This is a genomic window from Brachybacterium sp., assembly GCF_036379615.1.
GTDB lineage: Bacteria > Actinomycetota > Actinomycetes > Actinomycetales > Dermabacteraceae > Brachybacterium.
On sequence record NZ_DASVGJ010000033.1, the window covers coordinates 12453 to 27123 of the forward strand.

General features: G+C 71.4%; 14 protein-coding genes. 6 read left to right on the top strand and 8 right to left on the bottom strand.

All coding sequences use genetic code 11. The features are described from left to right. The first annotated feature begins 52 nt into the window (after positions 1–52). Together VF289_RS05525 and VF289_RS05530 are read left to right on the top strand one after the other, a co-directional pair. A complete protein-coding gene (locus tag VF289_RS05525; RefSeq protein ID WP_330881920.1) occupies positions 53–1000 on the top strand; it encodes an alpha/beta hydrolase family protein in 948 nt (315 codons plus the stop codon). Between the two features lie 265 nt (positions 1001–1265). After that, positions 1266–2951, top strand: coding sequence for a ribonuclease J (locus tag VF289_RS05530; RefSeq protein WP_330881922.1), 1686 nt, complete (start codon positions 1266–1268; stop codon positions 2949–2951). A 79-nt stretch (positions 2952–3030) separates the two neighbouring features. Here VF289_RS05530 and VF289_RS05535 read toward each other — a convergent pair whose 3' ends face one another. Next, complete coding sequence (locus tag VF289_RS05535) at positions 3031–4575, bottom strand: HNH endonuclease signature motif containing protein (protein ID WP_330881924.1); 1545 nt, start codon at positions 4573–4575, stop codon at positions 3031–3033. A gap of 281 nt (positions 4576–4856) precedes the next feature. Next, the gene (locus VF289_RS05540) at positions 4857–5696 is read right to left on the bottom strand and encodes a helix-turn-helix domain-containing protein (protein WP_330881926.1); all 840 of its coding nucleotides are present in this window, start codon (positions 5694–5696) and stop codon (positions 4857–4859) included. A 56-nt stretch (positions 5697–5752) separates the two neighbouring features. Between VF289_RS05540 and VF289_RS05545 the strand changes: the two genes are divergently transcribed. Further along, the gene (locus VF289_RS05545) at positions 5753–6601 is read left to right on the top strand and encodes a phytanoyl-CoA dioxygenase family protein (protein ID WP_330881928.1); all 849 of its coding nucleotides are present in this window, start codon (positions 5753–5755) and stop codon (positions 6599–6601) included. 25 nt (positions 6602–6626) lie between these two features. Here the strand turns inward: VF289_RS05545 and VF289_RS05550 are convergent, their stop codons facing one another. Beyond that, a complete protein-coding gene (locus VF289_RS05550) occupies positions 6627–6878 on the bottom strand; it encodes a hypothetical protein (RefSeq protein ID WP_330881930.1) in 252 nt (83 codons plus the stop codon). Between the two features lie 45 nt (positions 6879–6923). On the opposite strand from VF289_RS05550, the gene VF289_RS05555 reads away from it, so the two are divergent. Then, complete coding sequence (locus VF289_RS05555) at positions 6924–7667, top strand: HAD family hydrolase (protein ID WP_330881932.1); 744 nt, start codon at positions 6924–6926, stop codon at positions 7665–7667. A 17-nt stretch (positions 7668–7684) separates the two neighbouring features. On the opposite strand, the gene VF289_RS05560 is transcribed toward VF289_RS05555, so the two are convergent. Beyond that, positions 7685–8158, bottom strand: a complete 474-nt coding sequence (locus VF289_RS05560) for a diadenosine tetraphosphate hydrolase (RefSeq protein WP_330881934.1) — start codon at positions 8156–8158, stop codon at positions 7685–7687. A gap of 58 nt (positions 8159–8216) precedes the next feature. Between VF289_RS05560 and VF289_RS05565 the strand changes: the two genes are divergently transcribed. Then, positions 8217–8414: a hypothetical protein gene (locus VF289_RS05565; protein WP_330881935.1), complete on the top strand. Its 198-nt coding sequence runs from the start codon at positions 8217–8219 to the stop codon at positions 8412–8414. Between the two features lie 17 nt (positions 8415–8431). On the opposite strand, the gene VF289_RS05570 is transcribed toward VF289_RS05565, so the two are convergent. The 4 genes from VF289_RS05570 to VF289_RS05585 all read right to left on the bottom strand — a co-directional run bounded on the left by VF289_RS05570 (position 8432) and on the right by VF289_RS05585 (position 13224). After that, positions 8432–8977 carry an AAA family ATPase gene (locus VF289_RS05570; RefSeq protein WP_330881937.1) on the bottom strand — a complete coding sequence of 182 codons (546 nt, stop codon included), beginning with the start codon at positions 8975–8977 and terminating at the stop codon, positions 8432–8434. 36 nt (positions 8978–9013) lie between these two features. Continuing rightward, positions 9014–9208, bottom strand: coding sequence for a hypothetical protein (locus VF289_RS05575; protein WP_414644443.1), 195 nt, complete (start codon positions 9206–9208; stop codon positions 9014–9016). A 122-nt stretch (positions 9209–9330) separates the two neighbouring features. Continuing rightward, positions 9331–10851, bottom strand: a complete 1521-nt coding sequence (locus VF289_RS05580) for a hypothetical protein (protein WP_330881939.1) — start codon at positions 10849–10851, stop codon at positions 9331–9333. Between the two features lie 117 nt (positions 10852–10968). Further along, positions 10969–13224 carry a glycosyl hydrolase family 95 catalytic domain-containing protein gene (locus tag VF289_RS05585; RefSeq protein WP_330881941.1) on the bottom strand — a complete coding sequence of 752 codons (2256 nt, stop codon included), beginning with the start codon at positions 13222–13224 and terminating at the stop codon, positions 10969–10971. A gap of 279 nt (positions 13225–13503) precedes the next feature. On the opposite strand from VF289_RS05585, the gene VF289_RS05590 reads away from it, so the two are divergent. After that, complete coding sequence (locus VF289_RS05590; RefSeq protein ID WP_330881943.1) at positions 13504–14667, top strand: Gfo/Idh/MocA family oxidoreductase; 1164 nt, start codon at positions 13504–13506, stop codon at positions 14665–14667. Positions 14668–14671 lie beyond the last annotated feature (4 nt).

The window sequence follows — 14671 nt, forward strand, 5'->3', positions numbered from 1 at the left end:
CCGGTCCGCAGTTCAGGCCGGCGCCGGGACGCATCGGAGCAGAATGCCTCGCATGACCGATCACCGCACCCCGCTCCCGCCCACCGATCCGTCGGCGACACGGGAGCGCCTGATCTCGCTGCTGGGACTCGCCACCGCAGAGGCCGACGGCCGGGCACGCCTCGAGTCGATCCCGTCGGCCCCCTCGCACGGGGCTCCCGAGAAGGTGCTGGTCCTCGCCGCCGACGGCACCGACATCCCCGCCTTCCTCCTGCGCCCCGACCCGTCGGCCGCCACCGGTGCCGCCGTGGTGCTGGTGGCCGGGCACGGCCGCGGCATCGATGACCTGGTGCGTACGGATCCGGTCGACGACTACCACGACGGACTCGCCCACAAGCTGGTGCGGGCAGGGGTGACGGTGCTGTGCCCGGAGATGGTCGGCTTCGGCAGGCGACGCGTCCCGCGTCCCGAGGGCGCGGAGCCGTACGAACCGGCGGAGAACTCCTGCGGCATCGACGCCGCCCGCCACCTGCTGCACGGCACGCCCGTGATGGGCCGGCGGGTGGCCGACGCCCGCGCCGCCGCCCAGGCCCTGCGCGGACTGCCGGGCATCGACCCGGACAGGGTGGCCGTCGCCGGCGGCTCCGGGGGAGGGGCCGTCTCGCTGCTGCTCGCCGCAGTGGACACCTCGATCGCCGCGGCGCTGGTCGCGAACTACTTCAGCAGCTTCACCGCGAGCATCGCCGCGATCCGTCACTGCCCCTGCAACATCATCCCGGGCCTGCTGCCGGAGCTCGAGATGGCTGACATCGCCGCTCTCGTCGCCCCACGCCCGCTGATCCTGGAGGCGGGCGAGCGGGATCCGATCTTCCCGATCGCGGCGACCCGTGAGTCCTTCGCCCGACTGGACGGGGTGTGGCAGGCACAGGGGGCGGTCCCGCCCGAGCTCGTGGTCGAAGACGGCGGTCATGCCTTCCGCGCCGAGCGGTCACTCGACGCACTGCGAGAAGCCCTCGCGTGAACCGCGCTGGCGCCGCGGCTCCGCTGCCCTCGGCTCCCGTGCTTCCGCTCCCGTCGCCTCGAGCCCGCACCAGAGTTGGGTTACTGACGAGTACGGCATCCCGAATGCCGCCGAATCGGCGTGCTGAACGTGGCCAATCCGGCATAGATGAGGAAATGACGCGATCCTGACGTACGTTTGAGGGTGTGGACGCTGCTGCGACCGCTGCGACGCGCGCGCCACCCCAGACCTGAGACCCTGACCCTCCGACGAAAGAGACTCCCCTATGCCTTCTCCTCGTACCAAGCTGTCCGCCCCTCCGCGCCTTGCCCGCAACGGGCTGCGCATCACCGCGCTCGGCGGCCTCGGCGAGGTCGGTCGCAACATGACGGTGTTCGAGCACGCCGGCAAGCTGATGATCGTCGACTGCGGCGTGCTGTTCCCCGAGGAGCACCAGCCCGGCATCGACGTGATCCTGCCGGACTTCACCTCCATCCGTGACCGCCTCGACGACATCGAGTGCATCGTCCTCACCCACGGGCACGAGGACCACATCGGCGGTGTGCCGTACCTGCTCAAGGAGCGGGCCGACATCCCCCTGATCGGTTCCGAGCTGACGCTCGCGTTCATCACCGCGAAGCTCAAGGAGCACCGCATCACCCCGAAGACCATCCAGGTCGAGGCGGGGCAGAAGCACAAGGCCGGTTCCTTCGACCTCGAGTTCGTCGCGGTCAACCACTCCATCCCGGACGCCCTCGCGGTCATGATCCGCACCAAGGCCGGTTCCGTGCTGCACACCGGTGACTTCAAGATGGACCAGTTCCCGCTGGACGGCCGCATCACCGACCTGCGCGCCTTCTCCCGCCTCGGCGAGGAGGGCGTGGACCTGTTCCTCACCGACTCGACGAACGCCGAGGTCCCCGGCTTCACGATGTCCGAGCGGGACCTGAACCCCGCGATCGACCAGGTCTTCACCACGTCGCCGCGCCGCATCATCGTCTCCAGCTTCGCCAGCCACGTGCACCGCATCCAGCAGGTGCTCAACGCCGCCCACGCCAACGGCCGCAAGGTCGCCTTCGTCGGCCGCTCGATGGTGCGCAACATGGCGATCGCCCGCGATCTGAACTACCTGGACATCCCCAAGGGCCTGGTCGTCGACTTCCGCAAGATCCAGTCGATGCCCGATCACAAGGTCACCCTGATCTGCACCGGTTCCCAGGGCGAGCCGATGGCGGCGCTCGCGCGCATGGCCAACGGCGACCACCAGATCCAGGTGGGCGAGGGCGACACCGTGCTCATGGCCTCCTCGCTGATCCCCGGCAACGAGAACGCCATCTACGGGATCATCAACAAGCTCACCGACCTGGGCGCGAACATCGTCCACAAGGGCAACGCGAAGGTGCACGTCTCCGGCCACGCGAGCGCCGGTGAGCTCGTGTACTGCTACAACATCGTGCGCCCGAAGAACGTCATGCCCGTGCACGGCGAGTCCAAGCACCTCCACGCCAACGCCGAGCTGGCGCGCCGCACCGGCGTCCCGGAGAAGAACATCGTCATCGCGCAGGACGGCATGACCGTCGACCTCGTGGGCGGTCAGGCGAAGATCTCCGGCAAGGTCGAAGCGGGCCTGGTGTACGTGGACGGCCAGACCATCGGCACCGCCACCGAGGACACCCTCGCCGAGCGCCGCATGCTCTCCGGCGGTGGCGTGGTCACCGTCGTGGCGCTGCTGGACCCGAAGACGAACCAGCCGGTCGAGCCGCTGGAGTTCCTCACCAAGGGCTTCGTGCACGACGACAAGACCTTCAAGGGCGCTGAGACCCAGGTGACCAAGGCTCTCGCGCGTGCCCGCCAGGACAAGATCGACGACATCGGCGAGCTCGAGGAGGTCATCGTCGAGGCCGTCGGCAGCTACCTGCGCCGCACCTACCGTCGTGAGCCCGCCGTCATGGCGGTCGTCGTCGACGCGTGATCCCGCGGTGATCACCGCCTGATCACGAGGGCCCCTCCCTCCCGCGCCGCGGGATCGGAGGGGCTCTCGTCATGGGTGCTCAGAACGGGGGATCGGGATACGCGGTCGCGGCCGCGGTCGGGGTGGGCTCGACATCGGGCTCAGGCTCGGGCGCGTCCTGGAGGGGCCGGAGATGGCGGGCCTCCTCCCAGACCAGCATCTCCTCGTAGATCTCGAAGGAGCGCTGGAGAGCCTCGGCGAGCACGGGCGTGAGCAGGTCCCTGTTCTGCCGCACGTCCATGTGCACGCGACCGTCCACGAGCCAGCTCGTGCTGCCGTCAGGATTCCGCACCGGATCGAGGATTCTTCGAGTCTTCATGTCATGATGCTTCCAGCATAATCGGTGAAGATTCTCGATCGCGGTCTGGCCGCCGTTCTCGGGATTCTTGTGATCGTATTCCTGGATATGGTCGGATTCTCCGATGGTGCAGGTGTTCCGGGTGCATGCGGGAACGGCGCAGACGGGGTCGAGCAGCCGCAGGTGCTCCTGCATCGCCGGGGTCGGTGCGTAGCGATCGGCCTTCAGCGGGAGGAAGGCGCCATCGGTCGGATCGGTGAGGATCCGGTACCAGGTGGGCTCCCCGGCGGCGAGGTGGCGGGCCATCGGGGCCGGCAGCGGGATGGTCCCGTCGATCGTGCCCGGCGCCTCCGACTCCCCGAGGAGGGTCATCGCGGGCACCACGACCTGGAGCCGCATCTGGCTCGTGGGTGCCTCGATCCCACCGGTCTCCAGCACGGACCGGGTGAGGATCGCGTAGCGCAGCGTGGCGAGGGTCAGATGCTGGCCGTCGCGCGCGGCGGCACCGTCGAGATCGAAGGGGACGGGGCGGCCATCGGCCAGGGCGCGGCGCTGTGCGTCCTGGACGGCGCGGGCGGCGACGTCGAGACGGTGCGAGACGTCGACGATCTCGTGGACGGGGCCGGCGATGATGAGATGCGCGGTGCCGTTGTTCTTGGGGACCACCTCGAGCGCCACATCGCGCATCTCCTGCGGGGAGGGCTGCGAGGCGGCCGCCCCGAACCAGGTGATGAGCAGGCCCAGTTCACGGCTGAAGCGGTCCGCGCGGAGGTTCTCGAGGTCCCAGTCGGCGACACGATCGTCCAGCTGGCGGCACTGGTCGGCGCTGAGGCGACGCACACGCCGCAGCAGCAGCTCGAACCAGGAGACCGGGAGGTGGCCCGCGCCGAGACGCTCGAGGGTGCGGGGCAGCCGGGTGACGGCGATGAAGGCATCGCGCAGCAGGGTCCGGGCCTGGTTCAGGGTCACGCGGCGCGCATCGGCCACGAGGATCGCGTAGGTGTCCCCCGCGCCGTCCACGTCCGTCTCGTCCCAGAGCACGGCGAGCCGTCGCAGGCGCTCGGCATAGGCGCGCGCCTCCTGGTCGAGGGAGTCGAACAGCTCGCGGGCGACGAGAGCCTCGATCGATCCCGGCTCGGTGAAGGAGCGGGCCGCGAACTCCTCGGGGTCCAGAGGGCCGCGGGCGCGGACCTCGCGGCGAGGAGGTTCGGTCTCGCGCGACGCGGCGTGCGGTGCCGGTGGCCGGACGTGCTCGCCCGCAGGCCGCCTGTCGATGGTGGACGTCATCGCGGCACCTCCTCGGGGCGATCGTCGTCGATCCTCTGCAGTGTTCTGCAGGTCCCTCGAGTTTACCGGCGCAGGCTTTCCGAGACCAGACCCGGAGCCGTATCTGTGGATACTGTGGATAACCTGCTTGTGTGGAGGAAAGGTCGACGCATTGAGGCTCGTGGAATATGGAGGAATAAAGGGATGGCGTTTCCGTCGGCCGCAATTCGCCGCGCCGCCCCTCCCGACCTGACCCGACCCCCTCCCGCCGCGACCCCGCCCCTCCCGACCCGCGCTCCGCCTCACCGATGCCGCTGCCGGTGCTCCGTCGGGCTCACCCCGTGCACCCCGCGGAACCGCCGCGAGAAGTAGAGCGGATCGCGGAACCCCGCCCGCCGCGCCACCTCGGCGATCGGAGCCGTGGTGAGCTCCAGCAGCCGCGCCGCGCGCTCGAGCCGCTGGGCCTCCACGTAGCGCGCCGGCGGCGTCCCCACCTGCGCCGTGAACAGGTGCGAGAGCCGGGAGGGGGAGAGGTGCGCGACCTCGGAGAGGGAGCCGGGGTTGAGGTCCGAGTCCAGATGTGCGTCGATGTGCTCGAGCACCGCGAGCACCCGTTCGTCGAGCTGGTGGCGCTGCGGGTTCTGGGTGTCGTACCAGAGCAGCGCCGCCTCGAGGCCGTTGAGCGCGAACAGCTCCGGCCGGCCGACGGCGAGACGCGCGGCGCGGGCCGCGCCGCGCAGGGCCTGGCGGACGCGATCCTCCACCTCGGCGCCGAGACGGATCCTCCCCAACCCCGGCGCGATCTCGGGCCAGTCCAGCAGGGCGAGCCAGGTCGCCGGCGGGTGCACGTGGCTGTACAGCAGGCGCCAGCGCCCGGCCTCCGGATCGGTGCCGTAGTCGTGCAGGGTGCCCGGGCGCAGCAGCACCGCCTCGCCGGGATGCACTGCATGGAGGCTCCCATCGGCCGACCGCACGATCCCCGCGCCGGCGACGGTGTGGAGCAGCAGCCAGTCCTGCGTGCCGCGTGAGCGGCGCACCCGGTAGGACGCGTCCTCCTCGAGCTCGCCGAGCAGCACGCGTCCTGTCTCCGGCGGGGGCACCTCGGTCCCGGCCACCTGGCGCCGTACAGCAGGATCGTCCATGTCCTCGCCCTCCGATCACCTGGTCGACAGCCAGCACCTGTCTCCAGACTGACAGCATGACCACATTGCACACCACCCCCACCGACATCGGGCTCACGATCGTCGACGCCGAGGTCGACGCCGAGGGGCTCGCCGCCGCCTACGAACAGGCCGGAGCCGTGCACCTGCGCGGAGTCCTCACCGCCGAGGAGATCCGAGAGCTGCGCGAGGCGTTCACCGAGCACATCGAGACCGACGGTGCCGGCGGAGCCTTCCACGAGATTCCCGAGGACGATCCGCTGCATGCCTACCCGCGCATGATCCAGCCGCACCGCGACGATCACGCCCCCGGCCGGCTCGCCCGGCGGTGGCTGCTCGAGGAGCGCATCATGGGGCGCGTCGCCGCGGCCGTCGGCCCCGTGTGGGCGGCGCAGTCGATGTTCTACTTCAAGCCCGCCGGAGCGCGCGGCCAGGCCATGCACCAGGACAACTACTTCCTGCAGTCCCATCCCGAGACCTGCATCGCCGCCTGGGTCGCGGTGGACGACTGCGACGGCGAGAACGGCGCGCTCGGCGTGGTGCCCGGCACCCACCGCTACGAGATCGAATGCCCCGAGGAGGCCGATGCGACCGAGTCCTTCACCACGATCACCGTCTCCATCCCGGAGCACCTCAGCGTGGTGCAGACGGACATGCGCGCCGGCGACATGCTGATCTTCCACGGCAGCCTCGTGCACGGCTCGAAGCCCAATACGAGCACCGACCGCTTCCGACGCTCACTGATCCTCCACTACATCCCCGAGGGCAGCCGGGAGGTCGCCTCCTCCTACCAGCCGCTGCTCGACGCCCGCGGCGACGAGGTGCGCATCGAGACCTCCGAGTACGGCGGCGAATGCGGCGAGGGGTGGGTGGTGGGCAACCACTGAGGCCGACGGGCAGGGGAGGGGCCGGCTATGCCCAGGGCTCCAGCTCCTCCGCCCGGAAGTACATCTGCTGCGTGCCGGCGAAGCGCACGAGGTAGGTGGAGTCGTCCTCCTTGAGGTAGACGACCGTCCCGTACTGGTGCTGCATCGGCCCGTCCTTGGCGCGGACCCCGTCCCCGATGGCGTACTCGTCCATGCTGTCCTCGATCTCTGTGGTGGTGCGGCAGGTTCCCCTCCAGGTTCCCGCATCCGCACGGGGAGCGGTAGGGCGGTTCGTCATGGATCCGCGGGAGGGAGCGGTCCGTGCAGGTCCTATCGTGGAGGCATGGGGAGATCCGACCCGAGTGCGCGCAGTCTGCCCGGCGGAGCGACGCGCCCGACGATCCGCGCGGTGATCCTCGACCTCGACGACACCCTCTTCGACCACACCGAGTCCGCCCGACGAGGGCTGGCTCTGACCGTCGCCGAGCTCGGCGGTCGGGCCACGACGACCGTTCTCGACTCCTGGGAGTCCACGGCGGAGCGGCTGATGAGGCAGCGGCGCCACGGCGTGCTCGATCGCGAGGGCTATCGGCACGAACGGGTGCGGACGCTCCTGCGGGAGCTCGGATTCCCACAGCGAGCGGCCGAGAGCGAGCCGCAGCAGCTCGATCGGATCTACGAGCGCTTCCTGACGCTGTACGAGCAGGAGTGGGTCGGCTTCGACGATGCGATCCCGCTGCTGGCAGAGCTGCAGGACAGGGGCCTGCGCGTCGCGATCCTCACCAACGGTCCGGAGGAGAGGCAGCAGCGCAAGGTGCAGGCGCTCGGCCTCGCCCCGTGGGTGCTCGGAGTCTGGACCAGCGACAGTCTCGGTGCGAAGAAGCCCGACGAGCGGACCTACCTGGAGGTGTGCGAGGCGCTCGCCGTAGAGCCGTGCTCCGTGCTGCACGTCGGGGACCATCGCGAGCACGATCTCGACGGGGCGAGGTCAGCAGGGCTGGCCTCGCTCCATCTGGACCGGTCACAGCGACGACCGTTCGCCCCGGACAGCATCACAGGGCTCCTGGACGTGCTCGACCGCCTCTGAGCTGGCCGGTGCAGGCGTCACGGACGGTGGGGGATCAGAGCCCTGGTGAGGGCGGTCCGCAGTTCGTCGTGCCGCGGTCCGAGACGCGTCCCGGGGTCGGTCCACCGCTGCCCGGGATGCATCCAGACGGGCTTCGTGACGATCTCTGCCGGCTCCCAGTCGTACCGCGGCCAGACGTGCGCGTGGAGGAAAGCGTCGGTGTTCCCGAGGATCTCGAGGTTGACGCGACGGAACGCGGGATCGCGCTCACGGCAGGTGCGCTCGACCGCCTCGCCGAGCAGGTCCATGCTCGCCAGGAAGCGGGTCCGTTCCGGGCGGCGGAGAGCCGAGAGCCGGTCGACTCCCGGGCGGTCCGTGAGGAGCACGCAGTAGCCGGGCAGGAACTGCACGTCGCCGATCACCGCGAATCCGCCGGGCAGGCGCGACAGCACGGTCGGGTTGGTCCCGGCGAGCGCACTGGCCACACGATCCTCCTGCCAGCGCGCGGTCATCGTCGCGCCGCCATGTCGCAGGGGCGGGGCCGTGGCTGGGAGGGCATGTCCTCACCCTATGCACGCGTCCGCTCGGTCGCACCGGGCTGCGCTCGTCCCCGTCCGCCCGCTCGACCTCGAGCACGGGTCCTGGTCCGCGGCCTTCCAGGTGCTCGTCGGCGGCGTCATGCAGGGGACGCTCGGGATCGCGCAGCACCATCTCTCCGCGGGTCGGATCGGCCGACGGACCCTGCTCGCGCATCTGCGCGCGGCCTGAGCGCGCCCCTGATCCCGTCAGTCCGGGACGCTCTGCGGCTCCCACTCCAGCACTGCGTCGACGAGATCGTTGACGGGTCGCGCGCTGTCCAGACGGAGCACCGGGACGTCGGGGGTGCTCAACCATTCCTCGTGGCCGGCGCGGCTGCGGCCGGAGAAGGCGGGATCGTCGTAACCCAGCGCCCACTCGCGGAACTCGGTCCACGCCTGCGGGTCGATCTCCTGGCCCTCGCGCCGCACCTGCTCACGGGCCTCGAGGCGGCGCAGGCGCTCGGCCGGGTCGAGGGTCACGAACACGACGGCATCGCACCGGGCGAGCACCTCGTCGCCCCAGCCGTTCATCGCGCCGGAGAGCACCCACGCCTCCCTCGGGGCGAACACCTGCTCCATCAGCGCGACGCGTGCGGCGGGCTCCCGCTTCTCCCGAAAAGGGGGCGTGGTGGGCGCCCAGAAGTAGTCATCGGCGTCGGCGTGGGGCACGGCCCATCGGTCAGCGAGGGCCCTCGCGAGGGTCGTGGTGCCGGAACCGCTGGCGCCGAGGACGTGGAGGCGGGAGCGCTGCATGCGTTCATTGTCCCCATTTCCCCGACGTCCCGCCGCTCAGCGGTGGGCGCGGTGGCACGCCATGGGGGTCAGCGCGGCGTCCTCGTGGTGGAGGGCGTCGGCCGCGCGGAGGGCGAAGTTCGCATCGCGCAGCAGCTCGCGGCCCAGCAGCACCACGTCCGCCTGGCCGGTGAGCAGGATCTGCTCGGCCTGGACCGGCTCGAGGACGAGGCCGACGGCGGCGAGCGGCACCTGGTAGCCGGGGCCGACGGGGATCTCGGCCGGGACCTCGCCGCACGGTTCCCCGGCTGGAGGCTGTCACCGAGGCCCGCAGCGCTGAGCGGTGCGCGGACTGCTCAGCGCATGGAGCGGTGTCACTGGTACGACACGAACCAGGGCCGCGGCTCGACCTCGTAGGTCTCCTCCGGCGTGAACATCGGGGTGTCCTCGTCGTAGAAGTTCTTCCACGCCATGTGGATCCCCTCGGGCAGCCCGGTCTGCAGCGCCCGGTAGGTACCGAGCTTGTCGCCGGGGACGCCGTGGCCGTCGGCGTGCAGGGTGATCGCGAGCTCGGGGCGGGAGGTGTCCACGTCCTGCCGATCGCTGATCATCGCGTGGGTGAACTGATGCAGGATCAGCACCTTCTGCGGCAGGCCGTTCTCGGCGGTGAGGTCCGCGAGCCAGGTGGAGACCTCGTTGATCTCCGCGGCGGTCACCGAGCCGATCTGCTCGAGGTGCTTCTGCCCGGGCTCGAGCCGCCACTCGGGATCCAGGGCGAGCCCCACGTGCGGGGCGAGCAGCAGGTCCTCGTAGAGCGTCGCCTGGGTGAGGAAGTCGGTGGTGCCGGGCTGCAGGTCCAGCACCACGTACACGCCGGCCTCCGCGGCGGCGTCGATCCATTCGCCGAGGGTCCCCGTGCCGAGCTCGGTGGAGTGGTTGCCGTCGGCGCCGGCCTCCCCGGCGGCGATGGTGGTGATGATCTCCCAGGCCGGCATGACCGGCTCCTCGCTGAGGCCGTCGTACTCCGCGACCAGCTCCTGCACGCGGGTGATCGAGTCCTCGAGGCCCTGTTCGCCGAGCACGCCGAGGGAGGGGGTGCCCGGGGTGCCGTACATCGCGACCATGCGCCGACCGGGGAAGACGGTGGTCCCGCCGCCGGGCAGCTGCGGCATCGCGAGGGTCGAGGCGAGGCCCGCGGCGAAGGCGTCGGCCGCACCGAAGCCGGCGCCGAGCGCCAGGACGCCGGTGGCCGGGTCCTCGCCCGCCGCGGTGGCGGCGGCCTCCAGGGAGGCGCTGCTGCGGCCCAGGTCCCCGCCGGGGATCTCGACGACGGTGCCCCCGGCGACCTCGACCAGGGCCGAGGCGACCGCGCGGACGGGCGCGGCGGCCTCGGGATCGACGAGCAGGGTCACCGCCGCTGCGGGGTCGCTGCGGGTCGCCGTGGGCAGCTCGGCTCCGTCGGCCCCGTGCTCGATCACGTCGAAGTCCTCGCCGAGCGGGCCGAGGTCTGTGCCGGCGGCGGCCACGAGGGTGCCCGTTGCCAGACGGGAGAGCTCCTCGGCGACCGCGGAATCGGTGCCCACCAGCAGCGGGAGCCCGGCCGCGGCGCTCACGGCCGCAAGCTGCTGCGCGTTCTCCTCGGTCGCGATCACGACGGCATCCGCGGCCGTGAACAGCGCCGTGCTGAGGGCCGAGGCGGTGGGGGCGAGATCGGTGCCCGGCAGCACCGTCGAGGCCGGCGGCGCCTCGACCACGGCCACCCGGACCCCGTCATCGGTGCAGGCACCGAGCATCCCGGCGGCCGCGAGTGCCACCGCTCCGGCGAAGGCCCGACGGGAGAGCAGCGGATGGCGTGCAGCCCGAGAATTCGTCGCCTCATGCATCTGTCGGGCCATCCTCCACGCTCCTCACATCGCTCGGGGAACGGTCATCGTGCCAGAGCCCCGGGGCCGGGCGGCGACCGGAGCGCCGACGCGCCGGAGAACAGCAGATGACGATCGGTAGGTCCCCGGTCAGCGCCGCACGCGGCCCGGGGAGCTCCCGATCGAGACCTCCACCGGCTCCAGATCGACCAGCTCGACGAGGCTGCTCCAGTCCCCGCAGCGCACCCGGTGGGTGCCCAGCGCCCCGGGCCCGAGCGCCCGCAGGGTGAGCTGCGTGAGCGTGCCCTCGCTCCAAGTCATGTCCACGGCGATCCCGGGCCGGGCGCGCAGGCCGCGCACGGAGCCGTCGGCCATCAGCTCCGGCACGGCGGGCAGCAGCTCGATCTCGCCGCGGTGGCTCTGGACCAGGCACTCCGCCATCGCGGCGACGATCCCGAGGTTCCCGTCGATCTGGAACGGGGGATGGGCGGAGAACAGGTTCGGGTACAGGCCGCTGCGGGCCGTGCCGTCCTCCGCCTCGGCCGGGCGCAGGTAGAGCTCGAACAGGGCCTGGACCCGGTCCGCGCGGCGCAGTCGCGCCCAGAGGCAGGCCTTCCACACCAGCGACCAGCCGGTGGCCTCATCACCGCGGGCCTCCAGGGAGGCGGCCGCGGCGCTCTCCTCGCTTGGGCTCGACGGGGCGGCGCCGGGGTAGAGGAATCCCAGGTGGGAGACGTGCCGATGGTGCGGCTCGACCTCCTCCAGGCCGTCGCGGTGCCATTCCAGCACGCGCCCGTCGGCCCCGATCCGCGGGCCCGGCACCAGATCGAGGGACGAGGCGGCGCGCTGGACGACGGGGTCGTGCTCCTCGCCCAGCAGCGCGGCGGCGTCCACCAGGTGCCGGGCCGTCTCCCGCAGCAGCCAGCGGTCCATGCCGGTGCCCTCGCTGAGGCTCACCGCGGTGCCCTCGGCGGTGCGCCAGAGGTTCTCCGGGGAGGTGGAGGGGAAGGTGGCCAGGTGCCCATCGGCGCTCTCGTGCAGCAGGCAGAGCCCGAAGGCGACCGCCTCCCGCAGGGCCGGGAAGCGCTCGGCGGCGATCTCCTGCGGCTCGCGCCCGCTGCAGGCGGCGAGGGTGTCCAGCAGCTGCTCGAGCCACAGTCCGCCCATCGGCCAGGTCGACCACGAGGGCTCGCCGCGCACCGGCTCGGTGTAGCCCCAGGGGTCGGAGTTGTGGTGGACGGTCCAGCCGTCGGCCCCGTACAGCCGCCGCGCGGTCTCCCGTCCGGCGGTGCGCAGCATCGCGACGTACTGCTCGAGCGCCTCCGCGGCCTGCGGGACGTGGGCGATCCCGGCCGCCCAGTGGTTCATCTCCAGGTTGATGTTGACCGTGAAGTTCGAGGACCAGGGTGCCTCGAGCCGCGCATTCCACAGGCCCTGCAGGTTCGCCGGCGGCAGGCCGGGGCGGGAGGCGGAGGCCAGCAGGTAGCGACCGTAGGCGAAGGAGGTGGCCAGCAGCTGCGACGGCGCGGACTCCCCGAGCTCGAGCGCGACCTCGTCGGCGCCTGCCCGGGGGTGTTCGCGATGGCGACGCAGCAGCTCCACCTCCCCGCGGGCGAGGGCGGCCTCCGCCTGCGCCGTCGCCTCGTCGAGCATGTCCTGCACGTCGCGATCCGGTGCGCGGCCGAGCCCCTGCCAGGTGGTGGCGATCGCGCAGACCACGAGCACCCGGTCGTCGTCCCGGCGGGTGCGGATCACCACGGCGGCGCGGCTCGCGGCCTCGGGGTCCCAGGCGATCTCCTCCTCACGCCGGAACTGGCCGGCCGGCACGTCAGAGGGAGCACGCAGCAGCACGGTGAGGGAGCCGTCCGCGGCGTCCCGGCGCTCCTCGACGAGCGGGGAGTCGAACTCGAGCACCAGGTCGGCGCCGACGGGGCAGGGTGCGGCGTGGATGAGGACCTCGTCGGCGGCGCTCACGACGCTGAGGTGATCACCCTGCGCGGTGAGCACCCGGTGCTCCGCGGCGGCGAGATCGAGGACCCGCTCGGCGGGGGTGCCGCCTCCAGGCATCGACGCTTCCGGGACGCCCACGACCAGGTCGCCGACGGGCAGGTAGGCCTGGGACCAGGAGGCGCCCAGACGCTCGATCTGCTCCTGGGCCTCGGGCACCGCGCCGTTCTCGAACAGGGTGCGGGCGCGGTCCAGCGCCTGCTGGGCCTCACGACGGGGCGTGCGGTGCGGGGCATCCGTCCCCGGGCCGCCGGACCACAGGGTCGACTCGTTCAGCGAGAAGCGGGCGCGGGCGGGGTCGCCCCAGACCATCGCTCCGAGCCGGCCGTTGCCCAGCGGGAGGGCCTCGAGCCAGCGCTCGGCGGGGCCGCGTCGGCGGAGTGCGGGGGAAGGCTTCACGGGGGACCTTTCGTCGGCGCAGAAGGACGGCGGGGCCGCATCGCCCCGTGCACCGTCGTCGACCACATCATCCGCCGCGGCGGTGACGAGGTCCTTCCTATGCGCCGACCTGTGGTCGAGGCCACACCTTGCCCGGAGTTGTCGCCGGGCGCCCCGGAGCCACCGTCTCGGAGAAGCGCTTGCCCGGCGCGGCTCCGTATGCTTCACTGGGAGGAACGGAAAGCGGTTACCGTCGCCTCGGTGCGGAGGTCGACCCACGACACGGAGGAGAGCCGTCACATGGCCACACGCAGGATCGGGATCATCGTCAACGGCGCCACCGGGCGCATGGGCTATCGCCAGCATCTGGTGCGATCCCTGCTCGCGATCCAGGAGCAGGGCGGAGTCGAGCTCGCCGACGGGGATCGCCTGGTTCCTGATCTGCTGCTGGTGGGGCGCAATGAGGAGAAGCTGCGCGGCGTCGCCGAGAAGCACGGCCTGACCAGCTGGACCACCGACGTCGACGAGGCGCTCGCGAACCCGGACTACGAGGTCTACTTCGACGCCCTGGTCACGAACCTGCGCGTGGAGAACCTCAAGAAGGCCATCGCGGCCGGCAAGGCGATCTACACCGAGAAGCCCACCGCCGAGACCTTCGAGGACGCCCTCGAGCTCGCGACGCTCGCGAAGCAGCACGGCACCGTCAACGGCGTCGTCCACGACAAGCTCTACCTGCCCGGCCTGCTCAAGCTGCGCCGCCTGATCGACTCCGGATTCTTCGGTGAGATCCTCTCGGTGCGCGGCGAGTTCGGCTACTGGGTCTACGAGGGGGATTGGCAGGCCGCCCAGCGCCCCTCCTGGAACTACCGCGCCGAGGACGGCGGCGGCATCGTCGCGGACATGTTCCCCCATTGGAACTACGTCATCGAGGAGCTGTTCGGCCGCATCGAGGACGTCTACGCCCAGACCGCCACCCACATCGCGAAGCGCTGGGATGAGAAGGGCCAGGAGTATGTCGCGACCGCCGACGACGCCGCCTACGGCGTCTTCCGCCTCGAGGGCGGCACCGTCGTGCAGATGAACTCCAGCTGGGACGTGCGCGTGCACCGCGACGAGCTGGTCGAGTTCCAGGTCGACGGCACCAAGGGCAGCGCCGTGGTGGGCCTGCACGGTGCGCACATCCAGCCGCGCGAGGCGACGCCGAAGCCGGTGTGGAACCCCGACGTCAAGGACTCGCACAACTACTACGACGACTGGATCGAGGTGCCGGACAACGCCGGCCCCGACGGCTACGACAACGGCTTCAAGGTGCAGTGGGAGGACTTCCTCACCCACTATGCCGAGGGCCGCGAGTACCCCTTCGACTTCCTCTCCGGCGCGCGCGGCGTGCGCCTGGCCGAGGCGGGGCTCACCAGCTCCGCCGAGGGTCGCCGGATCACGCTCGATCCCCTCACGGAGGTGTGAGCGC